The organism is Bacillus sp. SM2101, assembly GCF_018588585.1.
Taxonomy (GTDB): domain Bacteria; phylum Bacillota; class Bacilli; order Bacillales; family SM2101; genus Nanhaiella; species Nanhaiella sioensis.
Genome location: NZ_JAEUFG010000009.1, coordinates 109,752 through 136,449 on the forward strand (window position 1 = coordinate 109,752; position 26,698 = coordinate 136,449).

Annotated in this window: 22 protein-coding genes; 13 read left to right on the top strand and 9 right to left on the bottom strand. The window is 32.6% G+C overall.

The annotated features are described in order from the left end of the window. Window positions 1–31 precede the first annotated feature (31 nt). The 9 genes from JM172_RS10755 to JM172_RS10795 all read left to right on the top strand — a co-directional run bounded on the left by JM172_RS10755 (window position 32) and on the right by JM172_RS10795 (window position 13,485). Complete coding sequence (locus tag JM172_RS10755; protein WP_214482302.1) at window positions 32–838, top strand: ABC transporter permease; 807 nt, start codon at window positions 32–34, stop codon at window positions 836–838. A 237-nt stretch (window positions 839–1,075) separates the two neighbouring features. Then, window positions 1,076–1,792, top strand: coding sequence for an IspD/TarI family cytidylyltransferase (locus JM172_RS10760; RefSeq protein WP_214482303.1), 717 nt, complete (start codon window positions 1,076–1,078; stop codon window positions 1,790–1,792). After that, the gene (locus tag JM172_RS10765) at window positions 1,785–2,810 is read left to right on the top strand and encodes a ribitol-5-phosphate dehydrogenase (RefSeq protein WP_214482304.1); all 1,026 of its coding nucleotides are present in this window, start codon (window positions 1,785–1,787) and stop codon (window positions 2,808–2,810) included. The genes JM172_RS10760 and JM172_RS10765 overlap by 8 nt, the downstream gene beginning before the upstream one ends. Before the next feature lie 29 nt (window positions 2,811–2,839). After that, window positions 2,840–4,018 carry a CDP-glycerol glycerophosphotransferase family protein gene (locus JM172_RS10770; RefSeq protein ID WP_214482305.1) on the top strand — a complete coding sequence of 393 codons (1,179 nt, stop codon included), beginning with the start codon at window positions 2,840–2,842 and terminating at the stop codon, window positions 4,016–4,018. Between the two features lie 28 nt (window positions 4,019–4,046). Further along, complete coding sequence (locus JM172_RS10775) at window positions 4,047–6,068, top strand: CDP-glycerol glycerophosphotransferase family protein (protein WP_250886616.1); 2,022 nt, start codon at window positions 4,047–4,049, stop codon at window positions 6,066–6,068. 503 nt (window positions 6,069–6,571) lie between these two features. Further along, complete coding sequence (locus tag JM172_RS10780) at window positions 6,572–6,847, top strand: hypothetical protein (RefSeq protein WP_214482306.1); 276 nt, start codon at window positions 6,572–6,574, stop codon at window positions 6,845–6,847. 211 nt (window positions 6,848–7,058) lie between these two features. After that, on the top strand, window positions 7,059–7,880 hold the full coding sequence (gene tagH, locus JM172_RS10785) for a teichoic acids export ABC transporter ATP-binding subunit TagH (protein ID WP_214482307.1): 822 nt from the start codon (window positions 7,059–7,061) through the stop codon (window positions 7,878–7,880). 395 nt (window positions 7,881–8,275) lie between these two features. Further along, window positions 8,276–10,630 carry an RNA polymerase recycling motor HelD gene (gene helD, locus JM172_RS10790; protein WP_214482308.1) on the top strand — a complete coding sequence of 785 codons (2,355 nt, stop codon included), beginning with the start codon at window positions 8,276–8,278 and terminating at the stop codon, window positions 10,628–10,630. Between the two features lie 920 nt (window positions 10,631–11,550). Next, a complete protein-coding gene (locus JM172_RS10795; protein WP_214482309.1) occupies window positions 11,551–13,485 on the top strand; it encodes an endonuclease MutS2 in 1,935 nt (644 codons plus the stop codon). A gap of 48 nt (window positions 13,486–13,533) precedes the next feature. Here the strand turns inward: JM172_RS10795 and JM172_RS10800 are convergent, their stop codons facing one another. From JM172_RS10800 to JM172_RS10820, 5 genes are all read right to left on the bottom strand, one after another. After that, the gene (locus JM172_RS10800) at window positions 13,534–13,821 is read right to left on the bottom strand and encodes a hypothetical protein (protein WP_214482310.1); all 288 of its coding nucleotides are present in this window, start codon (window positions 13,819–13,821) and stop codon (window positions 13,534–13,536) included. 415 nt (window positions 13,822–14,236) lie between these two features. Further along, window positions 14,237–14,695 carry a GNAT family N-acetyltransferase gene (locus JM172_RS10805; RefSeq protein WP_483297253.1) on the bottom strand — a complete coding sequence of 153 codons (459 nt, stop codon included), beginning with the start codon at window positions 14,693–14,695 and terminating at the stop codon, window positions 14,237–14,239. Between the two features lie 272 nt (window positions 14,696–14,967). Continuing rightward, window positions 14,968–15,885 carry a DMT family transporter gene (locus JM172_RS10810; RefSeq protein ID WP_250886617.1) on the bottom strand — a complete coding sequence of 306 codons (918 nt, stop codon included), beginning with the start codon at window positions 15,883–15,885 and terminating at the stop codon, window positions 14,968–14,970. Window positions 15,886–16,060: 175 nt separating this feature from the next. Further along, window positions 16,061–16,504, bottom strand: a complete 444-nt coding sequence (locus JM172_RS10815) for a DinB family protein (RefSeq protein WP_214482312.1) — start codon at window positions 16,502–16,504, stop codon at window positions 16,061–16,063. Window positions 16,505–16,753: 249 nt separating this feature from the next. Next, on the bottom strand, window positions 16,754–17,674 hold the full coding sequence (locus tag JM172_RS10820) for a PhzF family phenazine biosynthesis protein (RefSeq protein ID WP_214482313.1): 921 nt from the start codon (window positions 17,672–17,674) through the stop codon (window positions 16,754–16,756). Between the two features lie 106 nt (window positions 17,675–17,780). Between JM172_RS10820 and JM172_RS10825 the strand changes: the two genes are divergently transcribed. From JM172_RS10825 to JM172_RS10835, 3 genes are all read left to right on the top strand, one after another. Continuing rightward, on the top strand, window positions 17,781–18,656 hold the full coding sequence (locus tag JM172_RS10825) for a LysR family transcriptional regulator (protein WP_214482314.1): 876 nt from the start codon (window positions 17,781–17,783) through the stop codon (window positions 18,654–18,656). A 785-nt stretch (window positions 18,657–19,441) separates the two neighbouring features. Further along, window positions 19,442–19,864, top strand: a complete 423-nt coding sequence (locus JM172_RS10830) for a hypothetical protein (RefSeq protein ID WP_214482315.1) — start codon at window positions 19,442–19,444, stop codon at window positions 19,862–19,864. 424 nt (window positions 19,865–20,288) lie between these two features. After that, window positions 20,289–20,867 carry a DUF6944 family repetitive protein gene (locus JM172_RS10835; RefSeq protein WP_214482316.1) on the top strand — a complete coding sequence of 193 codons (579 nt, stop codon included), beginning with the start codon at window positions 20,289–20,291 and terminating at the stop codon, window positions 20,865–20,867. A gap of 613 nt (window positions 20,868–21,480) precedes the next feature. On the opposite strand, the gene JM172_RS10840 is transcribed toward JM172_RS10835, so the two are convergent. Then, on the bottom strand, window positions 21,481–21,651 hold the full coding sequence (locus JM172_RS10840; protein WP_214482317.1) for an aspartyl-phosphate phosphatase Spo0E family protein: 171 nt from the start codon (window positions 21,649–21,651) through the stop codon (window positions 21,481–21,483). 239 nt (window positions 21,652–21,890) lie between these two features. Between JM172_RS10840 and JM172_RS10845 the strand changes: the two genes are divergently transcribed. After that, window positions 21,891–22,601 carry a DNA alkylation repair protein gene (locus tag JM172_RS10845; protein WP_214482409.1) on the top strand — a complete coding sequence of 237 codons (711 nt, stop codon included), beginning with the start codon at window positions 21,891–21,893 and terminating at the stop codon, window positions 22,599–22,601. Between the two features lie 461 nt (window positions 22,602–23,062). On the opposite strand, the gene JM172_RS10850 is transcribed toward JM172_RS10845, so the two are convergent. From JM172_RS10850 to JM172_RS10860, 3 genes are all read right to left on the bottom strand, one after another. Then, window positions 23,063–25,189 (bottom strand): HelD family protein, encoded by a 2,127-nt coding sequence (locus JM172_RS10850; protein ID WP_214482318.1) that lies wholly within the window; start codon window positions 25,187–25,189, stop codon window positions 23,063–23,065. Window positions 25,190–25,384: 195 nt separating this feature from the next. Then, the gene (locus JM172_RS10855; RefSeq protein WP_214482319.1) at window positions 25,385–25,591 is read right to left on the bottom strand and encodes a zinc ribbon domain-containing protein; all 207 of its coding nucleotides are present in this window, start codon (window positions 25,589–25,591) and stop codon (window positions 25,385–25,387) included. A 177-nt stretch (window positions 25,592–25,768) separates the two neighbouring features. Beyond that, the gene (locus JM172_RS10860; protein WP_250886618.1) at window positions 25,769–26,569 is read right to left on the bottom strand and encodes a helix-turn-helix domain-containing protein; all 801 of its coding nucleotides are present in this window, start codon (window positions 26,567–26,569) and stop codon (window positions 25,769–25,771) included. Window positions 26,570–26,698: the final 129 nt, after the last annotated feature.

Below are 26,698 nucleotides of genomic sequence, written 5' to 3' on the forward strand. Positions count from 1 at the left end.
TTAAAATGAGCTTTATGGAAAGGATTACAGCATGAAATCAGTATTGACGATTATTAATGAACATATAAACAATTTCTATCTAATTGTACGTTTATCTATATACGAATTAAAAAGTACAAATAATAATAACTACTTAGGTATCCTGTGGGAGGTCTTAAACCCAATGATTCAAATTAGTGTCTTTTGGTTTGTCTTTGGGTTAGGTATACGAGGTGATAAAGGAGTGGGTGACATCGCTTACTTGCCTTGGATGCTTTCGGGTATTAGTGTTTGGTTTTTCATCTCTCAATCCATTTTACAAGGTTCGAGATCTATTTATTCAAGAGTAAGGATCATAGCAAAAATGAAGTTTCCGATGAGTGTCATACCTACATTTGTTATCGCATCTAAGTATTACTCTCATCTTATACTTACTGGCATTATTATGGTGATATTGTTTTTCTACGATTATTCAATATCGGTATACTTTTTACAGCTACCTTATTTTATGGCTGCTACGATAGCTATTTTAATTGCTATATCTTTAATAACAGCCACACTAGCAACGATTGTTCGTGACGTACAAATGGTTGTTCAATCAGTCGTCAGAGTTCTATTATATTTAACGCCGATATTATGGACAGTAGAGAAATTACCAGAGTTTATTCAACTAATTATGAAATTAAACCCATTTTATTATATTGTTGAAGGTTACCGATCGTCTCTACTGGGTCTAAACTGGTACTTTATCGACAATCTAACTTACACTTTATATTTTTGGGGGATTGTTTTCATACTATTATTAATCGGTTCTGTATTACATGTAAAATTTCGAGATCGTTTCGTGGATTTTTTATAGAGGTGCTCCTTATGATAATTGCCAGTTTCACGTATAGAACTTGTTCCGAAATATTTGGCTATATTGATTAATTAAAGTAAGTGGAAAGATTTACTTTTATAAGCATTTATTATAAATTAGTAGAAGAAATTATAACCTAGATATAAGCATTTGTCAGTTTCGTGGGCATGAGTGCTCTCAGAGTGATTGAAAGCGTTGGACGAAGATCTATTTTAAATGAAAGGAGTTGTTTCGTATATGATTTATGCAGAAATACTTGCAGGTGGAAAAGGAACTCGCATGGGTAATGTGAATATGCCAAAACAATTTCTACCATTAAACAAAAAGCCGATATTAATTCATACACTTGAAAAATTCATCTTAAATTCAGATTTTGAAAAGATATTAGTCATGACTCCTAGAGAGTGGGTTCATCATTCGAAGGACATTATAAATAAGTATATTGGTGATAATGATCGAGTTATAGTCTTAGAGGGTGGTCAAGATCGCAACGAGTCAATTATGAATGGCATTCGTTATATCGAAGATACGGTTGGGATCTTTGATGATGACTATATTGTTACACATGATTCTGTACGTCCATTTTTAACACATAGAATCATCAAAGAGAATATTGAACAAGTTAAACACTATAATGCTGTTGATACAGTAATAGAAGCAATTGATACAATTATACAATCTGAGGACGGAAACTTAATTTCTGATATACCAAATAGAAGTATGATGTACCAAGGGCAAACTCCGCAAAGCTTCCATATAAAAACACTTGTTGGCTATTACAATAAATTAACACGAGCAGAAAAAGAACAACTGACAGATGCTTGCAAAATATGTTCACTGTATGGTGAAGATGTAAAAATAGTTAAAGGTGAGGTTTTTAATATAAAAATTACGACTCCATATGATCTAAAGGTTGCTAATGCAATATTACAGGAGAATATTGAGCATGATTAATCAAGTATATAGGTTGGTATCTCCAAGGCAATTTGAAATTTCATATAAGGATAGTTCAATTAATTCAGATCGTTTAATCGTTCGCCCAACATTTTTATCGATTTGCCAAGCAGATCAACGGTATTATACTGGAACTAGGGGGGAAGCTGCATTATCTAAAAAGCTACCTATGGCATTAATTCATGAGGCAGTGGGAGAGATCGTGTACGACCCTTATGGTCAATATCGTCCTGGGACGAAGGTTGTTATGATTCCAAACTCTCCTATTGAAGAGGATGAAATTATTGCTGAGAATTATCTACGTTCAAGCAGGTTTTTATCAAGCGGTTATGACGGTTTTATGCAGGATTATGTTTTTCTGAAAAGAGATCGCTTTGTAGTTCTGCCTGACAATATTAATGAATTTGTTGCTGCTTTTACTGAATTAATAACAATTGCAATGCATGCCATGTCAAGGTTTGAGAGATTATCGCATACTCGTCGAAAAAGGTTTGGTGTGTGGGGAGATGGGAATTTAGGTTATATTACTGCACTCCTATTAAAAAGAAAATATAGAGATTGTCATGTCATCGTAGCTGGAAAAACGCAATATAAGTTAGACAACTTCTCATTTGTAGATGAAGTATACAATATTAATGACATACCAGATGATGTTCAGTTCGACCATGCCTTTGAATGTGTTGGTGGAATTGGTAGTCAATATGCAATTAACCAAATTATTGATTATATTATTCCTGAAGGTTCCATTTCAATCTTAGGAGTTTCTGAATATCCAGTGGAAATTAATACGAGGATGATTCTAGAAAAAGGTATTACGGTCATTGGAAGCAGTAGAAGTGGTTATATTGACTTTAAGAATACAGTTGATTTTTTAGCAGCAAATCTTGACATCGTGGATTATTTAGAAACACTTGTAGGCTCTGTTAATGAAGTAAGATCCATTAAAGATGTTATCAATGCCTTTGAAAAAGACTTAACTACATCTTGGGGCAAGACTGTACTGGAATGGAAGATATAAATGTCTAATATTCAAAGAAGGATATTTCAATGATAAATGTGAAGCTTTTGCCAACATTATTAGTGAAAATTTTATTTGGTAGTTTGCATCAAATTTTCGCACTGCTTTATGCGATCAATCCCAATAAAATAACCTTTGCATCTAGTCGTTCTGAAGAGATTAGTGGAAATTTAAAATTTGTTTATGAAGAGCTATTAGCTAGAAACAAAGGAATCTCTTATGTATTGTTATTTAAAAGGAATTCAGCAAGTAAAATAGGGAAGTTGACATATTTAGTACATATGACTAAGGTAATGTATCATCTGGCTACTTCAAAATACTTTGTAATAGATGATTATTTTTTTCCTGTATATATTATAAGCCCTAGACAAGGTGTGGATATTATTCAGCTATGGCATGCAGCAGGTGCGTTTAAGACCTTTGGACATAGTACAATTAGTAAGAGTTATGGCCCATCTAAAGAATATTTAAAATACATAAAAGTACACGGCAATTATACTAAAGTATTAGTTAGTGCGGAAGAGGTTATTCCATATTATGCTGAAGCATTTAATATGTCTGCAAATAAAATATACCCCATAGGCATACCAAGAACAGATTATTTTTTTGATTATGCAAAGCATAGGCCAGTTTATCAAAGATTTATCGGTGAATTTCCAGAACTATCAGGAAAAAAATTGATATTATATGCTCCTACTTTTCGTGGAAATGGTTATCATCAGAAATCAATGGACTATTTAATTGATTTCCACGCATTACATTCAGTTTTAGGAGAGGACTATGCGGTTCTCGTGCACCTTCATCCTTATGTACAGGAAAAAATAGCAATAAATCCAAAACATTCTTGTTTTATTTATCAAATTGAGAAGAATTATAGTATTGAAGAGCTATTATTATTATCTGATATGTTAATTACTGATTATTCTTCTATTATATTTGATTATAGTATTTTACAACGTCCAATCTTATTTTATGCGAACGATTTAGAAGAGTATAGGAAAGAGCGAGACTTCTATTATCCTTATAAAAATTTTATCCCTGGTCCGTTTTTCAATAACTCCGAAGAACTGGCTTACTGTATAAAAAAAGGTGAATTTGATTATCAGTTAATATCAACGTTTAGGCAACGCTTTTTACCAACCAGTGATGGTCATGTATCCAAAAGGGTGACTGATTTCATATTTTCGGTTGATACACACTCAGAATGATTACAGAGAAAGAAGGGGGTTTACTTTAATGAACTCACCAGGCTTAAAAGAGAGTAATTTACATAAAAAAATAGCACCTAATGAGTTAAAGATAAATGATGACAATACAAACTATAATGAAGAAGTTGGGGTTATCAAAACCAATGAATATGATGAAGAGGTAATACGTGCTGCAAAAGAGATGATTGCTGCGGGAAAAAATCTTCCTACGGCAACTTCACACACACATGTTAATGATGAAAATACAACATATACCGAAGATTTATTAGTAAAAAATATTGATCATGCTGAAAATATGCTACCATCTGCAAAACGTATGATAGATGCAGGAAAAGAGATTATACCTAAGAGAACCATATCACATTTAAGTTGGAACGGTGCAATTATGGAAATTAAGGGATATTATTATTTGCAGGATATTCCTTTGCGTGATGAAGATTTAGTAAAGAAACGTCTCATTTTAATTAACGAAGAGAAGGAGAAAATAGCGATTCCTTTAAGAGATGTTTTAGTTGAATTATTTAACGATGATAAATCAAAAAATATTGATGTAAATGTATACAAATGGGCAGGTTTTGTTGGGACGGTAAATTTTGCGACGATTTCTAAAAATGCACACCCTCTTCCTGCGTCATTATATAAAATGTTTATTGAAATAGAGATTCAAGATTATAATGGTAAAAAGTACAGTAGAATGTATCCGTTAGGTAATATAGAGAGGTTTTTACATCATCAGTTTTATACAACTAAAATGGAGTATTTTTCTAACAGAAAAGAAATGAGATATAATCTTTTAGCATCTTATGATGAACATGAAAAGACGTTGACATTAAGATCAACACAGTTAATGGATATCGACCCCTCTAGGCTGATTATTGAAAAAAATAAGAGCAATGGCTTAATATATAAAATCATAAAAACAATTGGTTTTAGAGGGCTGTATAGCATTTTTAAATTGTTACCAATGGAGAAGAATAAAGTGCTGTTTGCATCAGATAGTCGAACTGAAATGAGTGGTAATTTCGAATTCGTTTATGAAGAAATGCAAAGTCGAGAATTTGATTGGAAATACAGATTTTTATTTAAAGAAGGCATTACTGATAAAAAGACAATAGGAGAAATAGTTGAGTTAGCTTATCATTTGGCAACATCGAAAGTTATTTTACTTGATGATTTTTACCCGATGGTTTATCCTTTGAAAATTCGTAAAAATGCTGAACTCATTCAACTTTGGCATGCAGTGGGTGCTTTCAAGAAATTTGGGTTTAGTCGGATAGGTCTACCTGGTGGGCCTTCACCAAAATCAAAAAATCATAGAAATTATACTAAAGCAATTGTAAGTTCTGATCATATTGGGAAATATTATGCTGAGGGTTTTGGTATTGATAGGGAAAAAGTTGTAGCAACAGGAATCCCTAGAACAGATGTGTTTTTTGATAAGTCTTATCAAGAGGAAGTAAAAGAACAATTATACAATGATTATCCATTTTTAAAAGGTAAAAAAGTCATTATGTTTGCACCAACCTTCAGAGGGAATGGTCAACAATCCGCTTATTATCCTATGGAAGTATTGAATTTACATAAGCTATACGAATCATTAAGTGATGAATATGTTTTTCTGTTTAAATTACACCCCTTTATAAAAAATGACTTTAGTATACCTTATCAGTATGGTGATTTTTTCTATGACTTTTCATCGTATCGGGAGATCAATGATTTATTATTTATAACAGATGTGTTAATAACGGATTATTCTTCAGTATGTTTTGAGTACGCATTGCTTGATAAACCTATGATTTTCTTTTCTTATGATGTTGAAGAATATGTGCAGAAAAGAGATTTTTACTTTGAGTACCAATCATTTATTCCTGGTCCACTAGTACGCTCTACAAAAGAACTAATTGAGACAATTATAAATGAAAATTTCGAAATGCATAAAATAAAACCATTTGTAGAGTATTTCTTTGATGATATAGATGGGATGTCTAGCACAAGAGTGGTGGACCAATTGATTTTAGGGCTTGAGGAAGAAGTTATTGAAGAGGGATAAATTAAGAAGTTTTATTTACAAAGGTTTGCTGTCAGAAAGCAAAATGGACGAAACATAAATAACTGATTTCATGCTATTGCAGGAGTGTTTGCTTAGGTTTATATATCTAACAAAAACAATCTTGCAATGGCATTTTTAATTTATATGAGCTTTTGATGTATTTACAAAAATTTTTCAAAATCTTTAAAAGCTTACTGTATTTTTCGCAAATCAAATCCGTATAATAAAGTAAATAGTTCGATAATCAAACTTATATTTATATTGTCTGTGTGGAAAACTTAATATATGCCAATTGTTCATTATTAATTCGTTCAGGTACAGCGTAGCATTCACCACGAAGATTTATATTGCTTGTGCTTACCCTAATTATTGTTTTCGTAAGAAGAAATAATATGTAAAAACAACTAACGTTCATGATACTGTTTCCCTACAGTTCGATAGCCTGATATAAGAAAGTAATTGATTTGTTCATGAAGACGTAAGTTGGAAAAGGGGGACTATTAATGAGGATAAAAGTTTTAAATTCTATAACTGATGAAAATGGTATCGCTACACCTAACGACATGATTGGCAAAGAATATGATGTAATAAAAAAAGATCAGGCTGGTGTATGGGTGAGAGCTCAAGGTAAACTAGATGCATTTTTATACTACGAAGAATTAGAAATTTTAGAACTAAGTGACAATTTATCTAATCCTCTTAGTCATTATTTTAAGGGATTACCTAAGGATAAATATGAGGAAGAATTAGCATCTTTAGGGTGTTCGCATTTACTATAATATGTACAAAATTCATTTACTTTACGGTCTGATGTATGATCAGTTTATTTTATGATCTGTTTGCAGCACGATACCTAGCTAATATTAATCATGATGGTGAGTATGTTGTTAATAAATATCTATTCATAAAAATTTATGTTAATATGGATATAAAAATTGTGAATAGTAAAAGTGCCTATATTCATTTTTATGGTTAATAGAAGGAGCAAATATGAACAGTACTGTTATTTTTAACAATGTTGCAAAAAAGTATAAAATGTATAAAAAAACTTCAGATAAGCTGTTAGATATCGTCCTCCCTAAAGGCTATGGGAAGGATTTTTATGCGTTGCAGGATATTAACTTTAAAGCTGAAAAGGGAGATACTATAGGTATTGTCGGTATTAATGGTTCAGGAAAATCGACATTATCAAATTTGATTTCAGGGGTAATACCACCATCTTCAGGAGGTATTGAAATAAACGGTGAAGCCTCGCTTATAGCAATCGCATCTGGCTTAAACAATGAATTAACTGGAAGAGATAACATTGAGCTGAAATGTTTAATGTTAGGCTTCTCGAAACAAGAAATAAAAGTGTTAACTCCTGAAATTATTGAATTTGCTGAACTCGGGGAATTCATTGATCAACCCGTTAAAAAATATTCAAGTGGTATGAAGTCTCGATTAGGATTTGCAATTTCAGTGTCAATAGATCCTGATATATTAGTAATTGATGAGGCGCTATCAGTAGGTGATAAAACATTTGCTGATAAATGTTTAGAAAAAATGAATAGCTTTAAAGAAAAAGGAAAGACCATCTTTTTTATTAGCCATTCAATGGGTCAAATAAAAGACTTCTGTGAAAAGGTTCTTTGGTTAGAAGCAGGTGAAATCAAAGCATATGGTTTAAAAGAGGAGATTATACCTCAATATGAAAAGTTTATAAAAGATTATAAGAAGATGACGAAGGAAGAAAAGGAGCAATTAAAACATAAATTCAATGAAAAACGTAGTGGCAAACAAATCCAAGCGCAGACATCACCTACTGGATAACCTAACAGCCATAATATTTACTTCTGATACATAAGGTTGTTTTCGCACGGATTGATGCTTTCGTTCTAGGATAAAAGCACGTATACATCTAGCATAATATACATTATGCTGTGCATTTTTAGTAACAAAAGCATCGATGTTTTTGAAAAAAATCTTATTAAATTACATCGATCCTTTCTATAACAAATAAAGGGGCACTTCTATGTCTTATTTTGACTTAGAAATGCCCCTTTTTGTATGTAAATATATATTGATTCGAAAATAAGGTTGTGTTAAAATTAGATTTGATCAGAATAAAAAATAAATATAATCGCAATTACCCAATTTAATATTAACATTTCTTTAGGTTTCTGTCAAGCTTTCAGTGAAAAATATCTAATTTGAGAGGTGCTTATATGAATAAAGTTAACAAGGAATGGCAAGGAGAACAGCATCGTGTTGATTTTGTAGTCGAAAAAATCTCGGCAGAACTTGGATCTCTTAAGAAAGATATAGGTGGTGTTAAAGCTGAAATTATTAATATCCGTAAGCATTTTTGGGATGATGTGACAGTTAATTTAGATGATACAAACGAAGCTACTGAAACAGCTATTAGTGTTAAACAACAGGCGGAGATGCTTTCTGAAAGGGAACGGAACCACAAACAGGCCTTTCAACAAATAACAACCTTAAATAAATTAAAAGATTCCCCCTATTTTGGAAGAGTTGATTTTGTTGAAGATGGGGATTGTAAAATGGAAAACATTTATATCGGTATTCGTTCTTATTACGATGAAGAGTCGGAACAATTTCTCGTTTATGATTGGAGGGCACCAATTTCAAGTTTATATTATGACTATTCATTAGGGAAAGCTCAATTTTTAACCCCTGAAGGTGTAATCTCAGGAGAGATGAACCTAAAGCGTCAATTTATTGTACATGAAAGCCAAATCGTAAGTATGTTCGATACAGGTGTTACGATTGGTGATAAACTATTGCAAGAAGTGCTTGGTAATCAATCTAACTCTCAGATGAAAAGTATTGTCGCAACGATCCAGAAAGAGCAGAACTTAATCATTCGTAATGAAAACAGTCGCTTACTTATTGTTCAAGGTGCAGCAGGAAGTGGAAAGACATCAGCTGCTCTACAACGTGTAGCTTTTTTATTATATAGATATCGAGAAACATTGCAAGCAGAGCAAATATTGCTGTTTTCTCCTAATTCAATGTTCAACAGTTATGTTTCCACTGTACTACCAGAGCTTGGTGAGGATAATATGCAGCAAACAACTCTTCAAGAATATATAGACCATCAACTTGGTGAAGAATTTGACTTAGAAGATCAGTATGAACAGCTTGAATATACATTGACAGCTACAAAAGATTCAATATATTCGGTTAGGATGAACAATATACGATATAAAGCCAGTTTGGAATTTATGATACTAATAGATCATTATATTAATCAACTGAAAAAACGAGACATGGTTTTTAAAGATATAACATTTAGAAATAAGGTTGTTATTTCAGCAGATCAAATAAAAGAACAATTTTATTCGTTTGATCCATCTATGCGGATTCCTAACCGTTTAACGCTAATGGTGGAATGGTTGCTTAAAGAGCTGAAAAAAATTGAAAAAGCAGAACGTAAGAAGCAATGGGTGGAAGATGAAATAGAATTATTAGACCGTGATGTGTATGCTCGGGTGTACCGAAAACTTCAACGAGATAACAACAAGTCTAATAACACATTTGACGATTACCGACGCGAGCAAAAGCTTCTTGCAGCAATAGTTGTTAGAAAACACCTTAAACCTTTGATGGCTGCAGTGGAACATTTACGTTTTGTTGATATCCGTAAAATATATATGCAGTTATTTACAACTAATCAATTTATGAATATGCCGAAAGCGGAAAAAAGTATTCAGTATCAGTGGGAAGAAATGTGTGATCAAACAGTCGCACGTATTGAAAAATTCGAATTAGCTTTTGAAGACACAATACCATACTTATATTTAAAGGAACAACTTGAAGGCTTCAAAAAAAATACGGCTGTAAAACACATTTTTATTGATGAAGCTCAAGATTATTCACCTTTTCAATTTGCCTATATTAAATATTTATTTCCAAATAGTAAAATGACCATTCTTGGTGACAAGAATCAAACAATTCATTCTCAAGCTTCTCAAGATGGATTTGCATTATTGACGAAAATGATCGGAGAAAATCAAACTGAGTGTATAGACTTAACACGTAGTTATCGTTCAACTCGGCCAATTATAGAATTCACAAAAGAGATCCTTGTTGGAAATGTAGCGATTGATGCCTTTAACAGAGAGGGTGAAAAACCTTTCATGACAAAGGTCGACAATGACACGAGTCATATTGATAAAGTGAAACAACAAATTCACAAGCTTCAACATGAAGATCATAAAACGATAGCGGTTATTTGTAAAACCGCTGATGAAAGTAAGAAGGCATACGATTGTTTGAAAAATGATTTGACTCTCCGCCTTATTAATAAAACAACTAGTTCATTTGAAAGTGGGGTACTTGTCATTCCATCCTACCTTGCGAAAGGTGTTGAATTTGACGCTGTAATTATTTTTAATGGTTCTAGTTCTATTTATGTCGATGAAAATGAGCGTATGCTATTTTATACTGCATGTACTCGTGCAATGCACAAATTGCATATTTTTTTCATTGGTGAGATGAGCCCGTTTTTATCGTGCATTTCGCCTAGCAAGTATATAATTGAACATAGCCATTAGAGTATATCTTCATAGTCATGACTTTAACTTTAAGTAGGGATGGTTGTCTTCTTTAATATAGGAGATAATCATTCTTTTCCTTTGGGTATATTACATTTATTGTTGTTTTCGTATTAATAATTAAAAAATGAAAATTATTAGTATGTGTAGCATCTTTTCTACTACCTTGTTTTAACCGTATTCTTCAGTTTTAAATTCTGTAAAACAGAATATTAGGTGGACACACAACTATTTTTTTACAATACTAACACGTGTATTTAAAAATTTCTTCATGTCTTTCTAGAAATCCCTATTTTCCATCAAACAGTTAGTATAATCAGTCCTGTGCTTAAAAACACACTTGACATTATTTTAACCAACATGTATTATTTACTTGATTAAATTACAAATAATAAAGGAGTTCTGTTTATGTTAGGGGTCGTTCTTAACTAATCCGTAATTTCATACGGTCATTCAAAAAGCCTAAGCTGAAAATGAATTTTCAGATAGCTTATTTAAGTATGCTTTTTGGATGATATGTTAAGGACAATGGTCATAGCATACAGTATCCGTTTATTCGTTTAGCTGTGTCTTTTGGCACAGCTTTTTATGTATATTAAAGTTAGGTTTCTTTGTAAGTTACTGTCTAAACATATAAGGTGACATGTTGATGAGATGTGTAATAATAATTATTATTGTTCATTCATCTATGTGGAACGTGTACTTTTTGGAAACTATTACAACTTTAATGTAAGATAATAGACGAATTGGATTTAAGGACTCGTATGAAGTTAGACCACAATGAACATTGTTCGTTGTGGTCTTTTTGTGTAAGGAAAGGGTGAGTTTATGAAGATGAAGTGGTTTTTATACCGTGAATCTGCGATTGAAGAAATTGCTATAGGGATAACAATAAATAAATTTATTTGGAGGAGAATACATTGAACGAACAAACATTTCAAGCATTACAGTTTGATTTCATTAAAAATGAGTTAGCACAATATGCATTAACAGAGGAAGGTAAGCAACATTTATTGGAACTATCACCTTCGATATATTTGAAGCAAGTTGAAGCTTGGTTACATGAAGTAGAAGAAGCTGTCTCTATTTTGCGGAAAAGTGCATCAGTCCCAATTCATGGACTAAATGGTATTACAAAGATTATTGAGCAGATGAATAAGGGTGTTGTTTTAAAAACTGAACAGTTAACGAAAATTCATTCATTTTTAGACAGCAGTATGAAGCTTAAACGTTTTATGAAAGATAAGGAATTTATTGCACCGCGAGTCACCACATATGTGTATGCGATAGAGGATCTGCCTAACTTAGCTGATGAAATCATTCGATGTATAAAGCATGGGCAAGTCGATGATTACGCAACAAAGCAGTTGCAGAAAATTAGAAAGCAATTATTGATTGAAGAAGAGAGATTGAAAGATAAGGTCCAACACATTTTACAATCAAAAAAATATCAACCTTTTCTTCAAGAGCCAATTGTGAGTCAACGTGATGGACGATATGTTATTCCAATTAAAAAAGAATACAAAAGGAAAGTTGAAGGGAATCTAGTAGATGCTTCTGCTTCAGGTTCAACAATTTATTTAGAACCAGCTGAAGTTGCTAATATTCAAGAACGTATCGACAGTCTGAAGTTTGAAGAAGATATTGAAATAGAGGCTATATTAAGTTATTTAACAGGGCTAGTTGAAGCACATCAACAAGAAATAGGCTTGGCTGTAGAAACGATGATTCATTACGATGTTTTATTTGCAAAGGGGAAATATAGCGAAGCAATTGGGGGTAACAAAGTTCAACTAAATGAATCACATATTATCAATTTAAAAAACGCTAGACATCCAATGCTTGGAGAAGATGCTGTTCCTTTATCTGTCCAGCTAGGAAATGGTTACCACGCTCTTGTTATAACAGGACCAAATACTGGTGGAAAAACAGTAACGATAAAAACAATTGGGTTGCTTACATTAATGGTTCAATGTGGGTTATTCATTCCAGTTGATGAAGGTAGCCATCTTGCAATATACCAACAAATGTTCGTTGATATTGGCGATGGTCAAAGTATCGAACAAAATTTAAGTACGTTTAGTTCTCGGATAACAAATGTTATTGACATTTTAGCAAATGCCAATGATCGAAGCTTAGTGCTTATTGATGAACTTGGGTCTGGTACAGATCCTGGTGAAGGTATGGGATTATCAATTTCTATCTTAGATGAATTATACGAAAAAGGAGCTACTATTTTTGCAACTACGCATTTTAGTGAAATGAAGGAATTTGCGACAGAGAGAGAAGGCTTCCGTAATGGTTCAATGGAATTTGATATTGAAACACTTCGTCCAACTTACCGCTTGCTCATTGGTGAAGGTGGTGACAGCCAAGCATTTAGCATTGCACTAAAGTTAGGGATGCACCCGAAAATTATTGAAAAAGCTCATTCTATAACTTATAAAGAACATAAATCCTACGAGATTCAACAACCATCACTGTCAAAAAAACGAGAGCTTGATAAGCAAATTGCATCAAATAAATATGTAAGAAGAGATAAGCAGGAAAACACGCAACAAGCTAAGGAAAAATTTACGCTTTTTGAGATGGGAGATAATGTGAAAATTGGGTCAACAGGAGAGCTTGGTATAGTGTACAAAGGACCTGATCAATATGGGAATTATATAATTCAAGTGAAGGATGAAAAAAGAAAAATTAATCATAAACGTATGCAGTTGTATATAGCAAGAGATGAACTATATCCCGAAGACTATGATTTTGATATTATTTTTAAAACAAAAGACTATCGAAAGAAAGATAACCTCCTAAACCGTAAACACGTAGAAGGAATAGTTATCGAAACAGAAGAATAAAATGTGGGGTCTGACTACCAGTAGTGTAACGCGTTAAAGTGAAGGGGGTCAGACTCTCTTATCTTGTTCTTCAATTATTGTGCCACCAATCATGGTTAGGTGAACAATTATAGTCATTGCAAGGATATAGCAAACGAGGCCTATCTTTGAAAATGAAACGCCAGTAAAGGTATTATTGAGCCAAATAACAAATAGTGAAAATACTGCTACATTTACTAACAATCCCAACAATTTTACAAAGTCATTAATTTTTTTATTTGGTGTTGATACATTAAATAGGCTGCTAATGATATCAAACGGTAGTAACCAGAAGAAATTTAACAAAGAAATTAACATCATTGAATGCCAATTATAAATTTCAATTGCCAATGAAGAAATTAAACTAAGTAAATAGATAACGAGACAACTAATGCCTACATAGAAACTAATTGTAAATACAATAATGAATAAGATAATAGCAAAACTAATTGACTTGTGCAGACCAAACACCCCTATAATTATTTTATATTTAAGAAAGGGATAAATATGTAAATGTAAACAAGTGTAATAAAAAAAATCTATCAGGCATCGACAAAGTTTACAGCTTGAAAAGCTGTTTTCATGAATATTGTTGCTTCCGAACTATGAACATGTATGAAATTATCGTTTGAGGTATTTTTTTCTCGGAAGCATGAAATCTAAAAAAACCACCATATAGCTTTTCCAATTTTGATACAAGATTTCTACGAAGGTCCTAAAAACAATTGGTTCCTTATACCTCATATTTCATAATTAGAAATTCAGTTTCATTATTAAAAAATGTCTGCTCTTTGCTGAAACCAATTCTACTATAAACCGATATGGCTCTGATATTAAAAGTAGCAACACTTAACCGTACGAATTTAGGTTTAAAACGTTTTATGGCAAATTCTAATCCTGCTTGCACAAATGACAAGCCGTTTCCATGTCCACATAGATCTGGTTTCATACCTAGCCCGAAATCTATAAAATTTTTTCCATTATCATTATATAACCCAGCAGCTCGTCCATCTGGTACTTGGGCATTGTAACCGAAACATAAAAACCCAATTAATTCGTTGTTCAATTGAACTCTGAAATATGATCCATCCATCAGTTCTTGTATATCCTCAGGACTATCATCGAAATTGTAAAGTGTGTATGGTTCATCATATTTCCATTTACTTATATGATATGCATCATTTAACAACATTTTGTTAATAATCAACGTATTGTCCTCCAAAAGTATACCTCTTATAAAGCTCATCATAACAAAAAATGTAAGAAGTTATCTTGCTTTTCATATTCCCATCTACAAGTATTATTGCTTGGATTTGAAAAGTAGATATTTAAGCCCCCACAAGCAAGCGTGGGGGCGATATTGCTCATTGCAAATAGGGGTTTACTAAAACCAAAGCATGATCTAGTATAATCTCAATACTACTAATTAAATAATTTTTGCAGTTGTGTTTTATATTTGTTATGTTATGAGCTTTTGACAACATTTCTTTCATTAGAAGTAGCGATATAAACACCTAAAATTACGATAAACATACCAATAATTTGTTGCAACGTAAGTGTAGAACCATACAAAACTACACTTATCCAAGCGGCATTTATAGGTACGAGGTTCATATAAATACTAGATTTACTAGTTCCAATTCGTCTAATTCCTTCATTCCACAATATAAAGGCAATGACCGAAGCAAAGATACTCATGTAGCTTATTTCAATCCATGATTGTGCTGACATAGTTGCAACGTATATCCAACCACCTTCAATAATAGAAAAAACCGCCAGTAAAATAGTACCAATTAACATCGTTATACATGTTGTGAGAGTTGATGAGACGTCTCTCATAACAACTTTGCCGATTAACCCGTGAATGACCCAACAAATTAAGCCACCAACAAACAATAAATCTCCTTTATTAAAAGAGAGAGAACTAATTGTATCAATCCCCTTAAAGATGACGATTAGAACGCCTGATAATGATAGAAATAAGCCTAACCCTAAACGTCTATTAAACTTTTCATTTAAAAACAATACAGCCCCCATTGTTAAAAAAGCAGGGGTTGTAGCCATGATTAATGCGCCGTTTACTTCTGACGTATATTTCAAGCCTACTAAAAAGAAAAGACCGTTATATAAAAATATACCAGTGAGGGCCATACATGTTAATCCGAACCAATGTCTTTTGAGCTTTTCTGTATTCCATTCTGATCGGTAGATGACAAGTAATAGTAAGATGATTGCTGCTGAACCAAAACGTAACGTACCAGCAGTCATAGGAGGTATTTCTGTAACGACATGTTTAGATGCACCAAAAGCCCCTCCCCAAAATAGGGGAACTAACAAAAGTAAAAAATATATCGATGTTGAATGATATTTAGATGTTTCCAATTTTCCACAACCTCTCTACCTATAAATAGTAGGTTACAGGTTTTGTCTTTAGGTGTATTAAAAGGTAATGTCGTCTCATTTATAATTACAAAACTTTCCGCTAAAGTCGACTTCTATTGTAGGAGAAGCAATTGACTTGGTTAACCGATGTTTTAGTATATTTAACATGAGCAAACTATGAAAATATCTGTTCCAAGTGATGGCTCAAATGGTTTATATAGTCATTAACTAACCATTTTAAAGTTACAGGTTGTTTATTTTCTAATAAGCATGGTAATTCCCACTGTTCTTTCGTAACATGTTTTAGGAGGTTGACAATTTGTGTATTTAAACCAACCCAAACTATAATGAGGTCATCTGTTTTGAATGAATGCTGATAATTATGAACCTTAACCAATAAATCTTGGTTATAGTTATTGATAGAAACTGAAGCTGTCGTTGCAGATAAAATTTCAACAAACCGTTGGTGATTTATATTAGCTGAATCACATAAATGCCCTAATATTTCTTTTTTAGACCATTTTGATTGTATGGGTTTATATTCCATATTTGAAAGAGATTTAATTTTTTGTGGAACTGATAATAAATAATTTTCTAATTGTGTAGTTGTAGAAAACATAATTTTCCTCCTATTTATAATATTTAGAATACTATACTGAGACCAACTTCGTTATAGGCTGTTGTTTTTCATGTCGGCATTGGGTTTCTTTGCATTATACTTTCGAAAAAATCCTCACTTAACTATATTAGTTTTGTACAATAAGTTTTCGTCCTGATTTTGTGCATACTTTCTTAAATCTTGAATAACTCGGGTATGCGTGTATTTATAACCTTTGTATAATATTCATAGGTATTGTGTTTCCGTATTTTACACTTCAAAAACAAGTTGACCAGAACCCATCATTACTGAACTACCTCCAATTGAGACGTTTTCATATACATTTCCTTTTTTACTAATTGATATGTCTATAAAGCTCGGCCTTTTCATTTCAATCCCTTGTTCATTTCTAATTTTATACGTTTGTTCAGATTTTGGAATTACTGAATATTCAACGAGATATGCTCCTAATGGGCCATTTGCATTACCAGTTGCAGGGTCCTCTGTAATACCCATTGCTGGGGCAAACATGCGGCTATGGACATCTGAACTCTCATAAATAGTCTCAGTTGTAAAAGCATAAATATGTTTTATATTTTTATCTTCACTAAAAAACTTATTCCAAACGTCTGTTTGAAGGCTTATTCTTTCCATTGCAGACAACGTACGGATGGGAATTAACAAGAAAGGTACACCCGTTGATATTGATTGTATAGGAAGGTTTGAATCAATATCTTCTGAAGAGATTGCTAAAAGTTCAGCAACGCGCTTAATATTATGAAAAACAGGTCCAAAAACCGGTGTTTTTTGATTCATTTCTACGAAAGAAATCATATCATTTTCTTTTTTTACTGTTACATTAATATTGCCAACACCCGTTTCGAATACAAATTGATTAAGTCTAATTTTCATTGTAGAAATGCGGTCCATCCCTAAAACGTAACCAGCTCCAATTGTCGGATGACCTGCGATAGGTAATTCGATTTGCGGTGTGAAAATACGTAATTCTTTATCAGCTGCTGCACTTCTTGAAGGCCTCATAAAGACCGTTTCAGAAAGATTTAATTCCCTGGCGATTTTTTGCATCATCTCAGTTGATAGATTGCCATTCTCTTTAAAAACAGCTAATTGATTTCCTCCAAATGCTTGATTTGTAAATACGTCTATTAACGTGTAATGTAAAGTTTGCATTGTTTATTGCCCCCCTTTGCTGTAATCTTATTACAACGATTAGGATTAATCAAACGAATGTTTATAATGATATATATTAATTATATTAATAGAAAGGGGTTTGTTGATGACATTACTTCAATATGAAGTGTTTCATACAATTGTTGATACAAAGAGTTTTACGAAGGCTGGGGAAAAATTAGGTCTCACACAAGGTGCTGTTAGCCATGCCATAAAAGGCTTAGAATCAGAACTTAACTTAACCCTTTTATATAGAAATCGGTCAGGGATTACTTTAACGAAAGAGGGAGAGGTAATCATTGATTACATCAGACAGATTTTAGCTAAAACTGAACTAATGAAGCAAGAGGCAGGGAGAATGAATGGCCTTGAAATAGGAACCATTCGTATCGGTACTTTTAGTAGCGTATCTGTTCAATTATTACCGCTTATTATTAAAAAATTTCACAAGTTGTATCCAGCAATCCGAGTGGAGTTTTATGAGGGTGGGTATGAGGAAATTAGAAAAATGATTCTACAAGGAGAGGTGGATATCGGTTTTTTACCAGCAACAGAAATAGATAATTTAGACTTTATTAACCTTGTTGATGACCACCTCTATGTCATTGTACCAGCTGATCACACATTTGCAAAAAAGAAGAACATTAGTATACATGATATAGCTACTAATCCGTTTATCATGCCAAAGGGTGGGTGTGATGCACTGGTTAAAAGAGTATTTAAGGAAAACAATGTAAAGCCTTATATATATTGTGAAATTGAAGATAATCCTACAATAAGTGCAATGGTTGAACAGAACCTAGGAATAAGTATTGTTCCAAAAATGGTTTTATCCGTTTGTATTGGAGAAATAACTTCAGTAAGGTTAAAAGAAAATTACTATCGCTCTATTGGTTTAGTAGCAAACTCGTTTGAACACGCTCCACCAGTTGTACAGGCGTTTGTAGACTTGACTAAGAAGTGCTTAGAAGAAACCGAGTAACCTCGGGTACGATAGAGCTTTTGAAGATATCGTAGAGGTCGAGAACGATTTAAAAACACACAATAAGATATGTGAAAAAATCTCTTAATACTAATCGATTTAGTCCTTATTTTTATTTCAAGATATACAAAATCATGTCATAACACCCTCGTAATAAAAAGAATCTCAACAGGTTAAAGACACAGAATAATTTCAGGGAGTAGCAATGGAAGTAATTATTATAGGGAAGTGGTATTTGTAGTCATCTGATGATGATAAAGTCCACATTAATAGCTAAATCTTTTTGGTAAGAAGCTAATCAGTATAGCATCCATTAGATCAGATGCAAGATAAGATAATTCGAACTTTATTCTATTAATAAGTTCAGTTTGTTAATTGATTCTATCACACGATATTCAAGGATATTAGTATTACGAAAAAAATGGTTATCTATCCATTAATTCTATATTGTTAACATTTGTAATCTTATGATATGTTTTTTATTAAGATAGATATATTACAACAATTTGGACTGGGCTACCACTAGTCCTTTTTTTATTGTATATGTTAGTCCTCAACTATATTTCATACTTCTAAGATTTTCACTTCCCATTTAGTGTTTAGTTCGTAATTTCAAGTAAGTTAAGTAAACTCTTCTCCAATTATCATTCGTTCATCTTTTTAGACGATATATAGTGGTACTTATAAGTTGAGCGACTAATTTACAAAAGGGAATTTGTTGAGGGTATATGGTAATAATAAAGTTCATAGTATTGTATTCAACTATGAAAGGGAGGATTAAGGGGATGAAATCTATAATATTTGGTCTAGGGGTAATCATTTTAGTAAGCATGATTGTTCTGCTAATTAAAAAGAGAGTATTAACCAATGATAATGAGCCATTATTATCTGATTTTAATTGTGACCCTGAAGACATACAACCTTTTTTTATGCAATTATCTTCATCAATCTTTGATAGAGGTTTTACTGAAGATGATATTAATTTAATCAATAAAGAAATACATATGATGAAAAAAAGACATGAGGATAAAAAAATTGGAACATTTAATGTTATTTTTAAAGAGGAAAAAACTAGGATAAGTGTTGAAGCAGAAGTCGAAAACGAAGATGGCTCAAAAGGTGTTACTTTATTTATGTACGCTAACCCAGAAGTAGTTAAAGCGATAGATCAAGAAGTTGAGAAATTTTATGTAGAAAATGACATGTGAACTAGGATTAATAGTGCAAATAAAGTTCGATAAAATAAAACGGACTTTATGTATACATAAAAAATCTCCATTATTTCTTGTTAGTTTAGTAATTTTAATGTAGATTATGTTCAACAATAAGCTGATTTACTTTAGAAATCAGCTTTTTTTGGATAGTTTTGACCTTTAGATATTGAAGAATTTATTGTATAAATAATTAACAATTCTTCGTATTCGTATTTAATGAAGTTAATGTAAATTAAGGACATATAATTGCTTGGTGAATCAGAAATACATACTAAGCGGTTGAAGTAGGTGATCCCCAGTGGCGATAATGAACTATATTTATAAATTGTAAATAATTTAGGCTTTTTCACAAAATTATATCTCTCCAATTGAATACAATACCTTAAATAACTAAAAGCAGGATTGGTGGGATTTGGAGGTGATAAGGACAGGAACTGACTTGCAATTAATTGGTTCATGGCTTCAGTCTATTGGAAACATTATTGCGGCAATTGGCAGAACTGAACCTATTTTAAATGATAATGAATTATCTAATCAGTTCATTAGAGTTGGAAATAGTCTTCAAGCAGTCGGGAACACATTTAAGCCGATAGGGAGAACAATGAATATTCAGGGTGATGGGACTGAGGCGGATTCTTTAATTATTTTTGGAAGTTGGATACAGGCATCCGGTAATACAGCAAGTGCTGTAGCAACCACTATTGAAGAAGATGAGGGAACTCAACTTGGTATTTTAGGTGGTTCATTTCAATCTCTAGGAGCTGCTTTTGCGGCAGTTGGATCTAACATGATTAAGGCTCCTCTACAAGACTTTGCAGTTGTAGGAAATATATTGCAATCTTTAGGGGCTGGGCTAGGAGCGATAGGTGGCATATACTTATTAGTTAGTATGGATGAAGTTGGTTTACAAATATCTAAGATTGGAACTTGGATACAAGCAATTGGTGCCACACTTTCTGCTATCATATTTACTAAGCAAATAGCAATTAAGGATTGAAATGTATAAAAACTGTTGATGTGTTCATACTAGCTATTCATATGAGAGAAAACTAATTTTTATTTTAATGATGCTTTCTAGGAAGGAATTTTGTTCTAGTCATAGAGAATATATAAGCAATAGCTATACATAAAATAAAGCTATTTTTGCATAGACTATTGTTTTTTTGTAAGAAAAAATAAACACGCATACAACTAGATTTTATGTAGTCTTACTATAAAACGATAAATGTTGAGAAAAATGACATCTTTATCTACTAGTTTAGATACTATAGCAACAAAGTTTACAATAAGAGTCTAAAAGGAAGAATTATGATGAAGGGAGTTAGCCATGGAAATTTTTCTAACAGCGCTAGTAACGGTTTTATTGTATTCGCCAGTGTTGATAAGGATGAATAACAGAATTTCTTCAGTTGAAGATAAGTTAATTTACATAGAAAGAAAATTGTTACAAAATGAGGGGAAGGTAATAAATATTAATCAAAGAGATTCGTAGGTATTATGTTTCATGATAATGGGCATATTTATGTGAAGGAAAACTCATACTAAAGTACTAAATGTAGCGCATGATAAGAGGAAAAGGTGGGTAGAATTGTTGAGAAGCATTTCTTTCATCATTTTTGAATTGATAATGTTTGATATATATTTAATAGCAAATCTAAATGTTTACTAATGTATATCGTATCATCATGATGAAGTCCTTTTTTTAGGCCCATAGTAATCATTTTAATCCTCAATTCCTCTATTTCCTGCAATAGTTCAGTTTGGTAATTTGATATATTCATTTAGTATAGGAACTCCTTAAAAGTTAGATTAGAGCAATAATGGATAATACTGTATTATGCAAGATATATTATATATCCAACAACTAGGAATTTAAAGAGATTTATTAAAAAAATATATGGGAATAGTTGGTTTTGATGTTGATGTGTTAGGTTAACATTATTGATTATGTACAAAAGTGAATGGTGAAGATTTTGGTGTAATGAAGCTATCTTAAATTTCAAAAGGAGGTTATACGTTGATTACATATGAGGAAGTAATGACAAAGCTATCGGAACTTGGAAATGAACAAACGAAAAATACGTTGCTAAGACATGGAGCAAGCGAGCCGTTAGATGGAGTGAAAATCGGTGACTTAAAAAAGCACCTGGTGAAAAAGGTGAAGAAGGATCAAGACTTAGCATTAAAACTATACAATTCGGGGAATAGTGATGCTATGTATTTGGCGGGTCTTTCTGTAAGTCCTCAACAAATGACGAAGGAACAACTACAGAACTGGGTGAAGCAAGCAAATTGGTATATGATAAGTGAATATTCAGTAGCCCAAGTTACAGCGGAGTCTCGGTTTTCATTAGAACTAGCTAGAGAATGGATTGCTTCCACAAGTGAAAATGTTGCTTGTGCAGGGTGGAGTGTTTTTTCAAACTATTTATCAATTACACCTGATGAACTAATTGATCAAGATGAAATAATGAAACTATTAACAAAAGTGGAACACACGATACATGATGAAAGAAATCGAGTTCGTTATGTGATGAATGGATTTGTTATCTCAGTTGGAGCATATTATGAGCCACTTCATGGGGAGGCAAAGCGGATAGCAGGAGTAATTGGTAAGGTTAAGGTGAATATGGGGAACACAGCTTGTAAAGTTCCACTAGCTAAAGAATATATTGAGAAAATGGAGAAAAAAGAGTTAATAGGGAAGAAAAGAAAAACGTGTATTTGTTAGACTTAGCATTTAAGGAGCTTTGACGCTAAATAAAGGATCTTTTAGTAAACTTTTAGTGTTTTTTTCTTTAATATGAGCAACTAATATGTATGATCATTTTTATCGTCTTTTGAGGTGGAAAATGTGGAACGTGTTTAGCACTTATTACGAAAAGCAACAATCTAATGTGAAAACAGCTTAAATAAAACAGAAATATTTTTCGTCTTATTAAATGATAGTCTCGAGTATGAACTTGTTTCTGAATAAGTAGCTGTTATGGCAGCTTGAAAAAAAGAGAGTCCCGAGGACTCTCTTTTTATGAATGTATTAAGGTAACATATTTTTAATTCTGACATTTGTCGGATAAACGTATATATGAACTATTGAAAAAATAATTCGTCCTCGGTTGGTAGGTTCGGAGTATTTATTTTTTCATTCGGTTTTGGTAGCCCATTAAACTTTTTACTTTAAAGTGGTGGGGGTCAGTCCCCCAACAAGGGTGATTTAGTTTTTGAATATTGGATGCTTAGCTTGTGTAGTGCACGGGTACAGCCCACATAAAGCAGTTTGGCATCAACATCATTTAAGCCGTAATTTATTTGATCCACATCGGTGATAAGGACTGCATCAAATTCCAAGCCCTTTGTTAAATAAATAGGGATAATTGAGATGCCACCTTTGAATTCATTTTGTTTTGTCGTAATGAGTGTCATTTCTTTTTTAGATATATTAAGATTTTTATATAGATGCTCACAATCCTGTTCGGTTCTCCCGACAATGGCAATTGATTTTACTTTGTCTTCTTGATATTTTTGAATTATATTTGTGATTACTTTGATACGGTTTGATGGTGTTGTATTTATCAATTTGACTTTATCACCGCTTCGAAATACTGGAACAGCGTCATTAACGGCTTGAGAATTGTTAGCTTTAATTTTATTAGCGAACTGAATAATTTCCAGTGTTGATCGATAACTTTTGTTTAGTTCAAAATAGCCTTCCTTGCTCTCTTCACCGAACAGCTGAAAGATTTCTTGCCAGTCATTTAGCCCTTGATAACTGTGAATACCTTGTGATAAATCACCTAAGATTGTAAAAGCATTCTTTCTAGTCATTTCCTGCAAAACAGCTACTTGAAAAGGAGAGAAATCTTGTGCTTCGTCTAGTACAACATGGTGATAGCGTTTTTGTTTCTCGATCCCGTTGAAATAGTTGTGAATATAAACAATCGGAGCAAGGTCTTCAACTTCAACTCGTTTTTTATTAAGTAATTTGTTGGTAGTTTTACGAATCTCATCAGGTATATCCTCAAAAATATTTGCAGGCAAATAGTTTACATGTTTTTGGTTGAAGATTTGTTTGTAAAATGATAATGGTGTTTGGATGTTCCAACTCTTTGTATATGTCCGTAATGCTTGAGTCGCTTTTCTTTTTACCTTAGCTCTGACATTTTTGTCAGCAATGTGTTGAAGCTCTGTCTCAATCCAACGTTTTATGCGGGATATCGTACGTTCTGTTCTTTTCACTAGTGGGTATGTTATATATTCTTCGTAAAACCATTGTTTAATAGTTTCAGCTTTAAGTAATGAATGTTCTAAGCCAGTAAAGTCTTTATTAGGGATGACGTTTTTTTCATAGAATTGTAGGCAGTGTTGAATTTTATTTAAAAACCGAACCGAACCTTTAAATCTACCTGGTGTATTTTCATTAATTGCTTGCCTTGAATCGTGGAGAGTGAACCATTTTGAAAAAGAATTAGTTTCATCTAGTAATTGCACTTCTTGATTTAGCATATTTAATGCCCAATCAGTAAATGTAGTTTGTTCTATGTGTCCTACACCAAGTTCAGGAAGCACATTTGAGATGTAATCGAGAAACATATTATTAGGAGCAAAGATGATCATTTTTTCAGCTTGAGTATTATGTTGATATTGATATAGTAAATAAGCTAATCTGTGTAATGCGACCGTTGTTTTCCCACTACCAGCTACTCCTTGAATAATAAGAGGTAAATTAATTTCTGATCGTATAATGGTATTTTGTTCAGCTTGAATTGTTGAGACAATATCTCTTAAACGATTATCTTTTTGTTCACTTAACTTATAAACTAAAAATTCATCGCTTCCTGAAAAATTAGATTGTCCCTTTACATAAGTATCAACAACACGACCAAGTTCCTTGTTTCTAATAGCAATGTTTCGCTTTAAATAAATAATACCTTCAATTAGCCCTTCCGGTGCTTTGTATGAAGCGATGTCATCACCACCAGCAAACGAATAAAACATGCTAGCTACTGGAGCTCTCCAGTCAACAATAAGAACTTCTCCAGTTTGTTCATCAGAAATACCTATTTTCCCGATGTAATATTCTTCTAGTTTTGGGCTGAGTTCCTCCTGGAAATCTAATCTTCCAAAATAAGGTTCATTGAGAGACGCTTGAAGGTTTTGTCGGTTAGTCTCTCTTGCATACTCTAACGCTTGTTCTGTGATATCACTGCCATGATATTGAGGTATAGAGTTGAGTAAGTGAAGCTGGCGCTCAATCTCTGCAGCTATTGTACTGAGTTGCTGCTTCTCTTTATCAAAGGCACTTTGAGTCTTTTTAGTCAAGATCAGTTACCTCCTTGTGAGAATATTCGCCAATTTTATTTGTGGCGAGATTACAAAATATATCATAACAATAGCGTAAATACAAGAGAAATTTAAGTGCAGATCCACAACTCGTTAAGTTCTTGTTTATGCAGTGCCACGAAAACAATAACCATCACAAAAGCAGTAAAAAAAGAGTCCATTATAGACTCTTACTTAACCTCCGAAAAATAAATCAATGATATTCATTCCAGTAGAAGAATTTGTGTTATATAGCTCAGAATAGCCACAGTTTTTACAGTAAACAACTTTAAACGTATTGTGTTGAACATCAAATAATTTGGAAAGTCCAGTCCCAGAGGTAGCAATCTCTTTTGATCCTACCTCAGTTCCTCCGCATTTAATACAGCCTTTATTATTCATAGCGTTAGCCCCTTTCATATACATATATACGTATGATCCAGAGAATAAGTTTCACTATTGTTTTTTCTTATAAATATTGTTACTAAACAAAATAATAGAACAGTGAAATGAGAGGGGATATATTTACAAGTTGTAAAAGGAAGAAATAACATTCCAATCTACAACGAACATATGTTACTAAGATAATTTGGCAAATTCATCTGGTGTGTTGCCAATGATCGCTTTGAAATCTTTAATGAAATGCGATTGGTCGTAATATCCTAAACCATTACATAGTTGTAGCCAATTTAGATTTGGGGTTTTCTCAATCATCTCTGCAGCATTCTGTAATCTGTATAGTTTAATAACCCATTTAGGACTAACGCCAACATATTGTTGGAAAAGGCGTTGTAGCTTTCTTTTGTGAATGTTGAATTGATGGCATATTTGGTCCACCTTAGCAATTTCATGATTTGAGATAATGTGATCAATAATTTGATTTACGAGTGTCACATTATTATCTTGTTGCGGTAGTTTTTTTCGTATTATGTTTTCCACAAATTTAATCATCTCAAGTTCTTCTTTGCATGAAAGAACAGTTTCCTCAACCAACTCCTGTTCAATATCAAAAACATCGTGAATTTTCAAAGGTTTGTTCGTTAACTCAGCCACTGATCTTGTTGTAAAAGGATAAAATCCACCTGGTTTGAATTTTACCCCAACAACACGTCCTTTTCCTTTTACTAGGTAAGAGAATTTACTCGTTGTAGGAGCAAAAATACCTGTTTTATGTTGCTCAACAATCAAATTTACGCAAGGATTCGGAATAACATCTTGAAAGAACTGTTCATTTTCCTTTAAATCCCAACTAACGATCCAAAAGTGTTTAACAAAGAAGCTAGTTTCAAGAGAAGGTGGATAACGTGTAAGTGTATAATCTTTCACACTGTCATTAAATTTTAAAACACCCATACTTGGTTTAGGTGAATTTACTTTCAATTAAACCCCTCCCATTTCTTTATTATGTCGTGTTTTTACAATACTTGTTATGTATATACGATTATAATCCATATTAGCATTACTTAAACGTTTGCGTAAATGCTAATACGAAGAGTTAAGGAGGAACAT

Bases quoted from the DNA above. Each gene is read 5' to 3' on its own strand.
- JM172_RS10855 (WP_214482319.1), bottom strand. From the start codon at position 25,591: ATGAATAATAAAGGCTGTATTAAATGCGGAGGAACTGAGGTAGGATCA.
- JM172_RS10805 (WP_483297253.1), bottom strand. From the start codon at position 14,695: ATGTTGTTAAATGATGCATATCATATAAGTAAATGGAAATATGATGAA.
- JM172_RS10770 (WP_214482305.1), top strand. From the start codon at position 2,840: ATGATAAATGTGAAGCTTTTGCCAACATTATTAGTGAAAATTTTATTT.
- JM172_RS10755 (WP_214482302.1), top strand. From the start codon at position 32: ATGAAATCAGTATTGACGATTATTAATGAACATATAAACAATTTCTAT.
- JM172_RS10760 (WP_214482303.1), top strand. From the start codon at position 1,076: ATGATTTATGCAGAAATACTTGCAGGTGGAAAAGGAACTCGCATGGGT.
- JM172_RS10765 (WP_214482304.1), top strand. From the start codon at position 1,785: ATGATTAATCAAGTATATAGGTTGGTATCTCCAAGGCAATTTGAAATT.
- JM172_RS10820 (WP_214482313.1), bottom strand. From the start codon at position 17,674: ATGCAAACTTTACATTACACGTTAATAGACGTATTTACAAATCAAGCA.
- JM172_RS10825 (WP_214482314.1), top strand. From the start codon at position 17,781: ATGACATTACTTCAATATGAAGTGTTTCATACAATTGTTGATACAAAG.
- JM172_RS10840 (WP_214482317.1), bottom strand. From the start codon at position 21,651: ATGAATATATCAAATTACCAAACTGAACTATTGCAGGAAATAGAGGAA.
- helD (WP_214482308.1), top strand. From the start codon at position 8,276: ATGAATAAAGTTAACAAGGAATGGCAAGGAGAACAGCATCGTGTTGAT.
- JM172_RS10800 (WP_214482310.1), bottom strand. From the start codon at position 13,821: ATGTTAATTTCTTTGTTAAATTTCTTCTGGTTACTACCGTTTGATATC.
- JM172_RS10815 (WP_214482312.1), bottom strand. From the start codon at position 16,504: ATGTTTTCTACAACTACACAATTAGAAAATTATTTATTATCAGTTCCA.
- tagH (WP_214482307.1), top strand. From the start codon at position 7,059: ATGAACAGTACTGTTATTTTTAACAATGTTGCAAAAAAGTATAAAATG.
- JM172_RS10775 (WP_250886616.1), top strand. From the start codon at position 4,047: ATGAACTCACCAGGCTTAAAAGAGAGTAATTTACATAAAAAAATAGCA.
- JM172_RS10830 (WP_214482315.1), top strand. From the start codon at position 19,442: ATGAAATCTATAATATTTGGTCTAGGGGTAATCATTTTAGTAAGCATG.
- JM172_RS10780 (WP_214482306.1), top strand. From the start codon at position 6,572: ATGAGGATAAAAGTTTTAAATTCTATAACTGATGAAAATGGTATCGCT.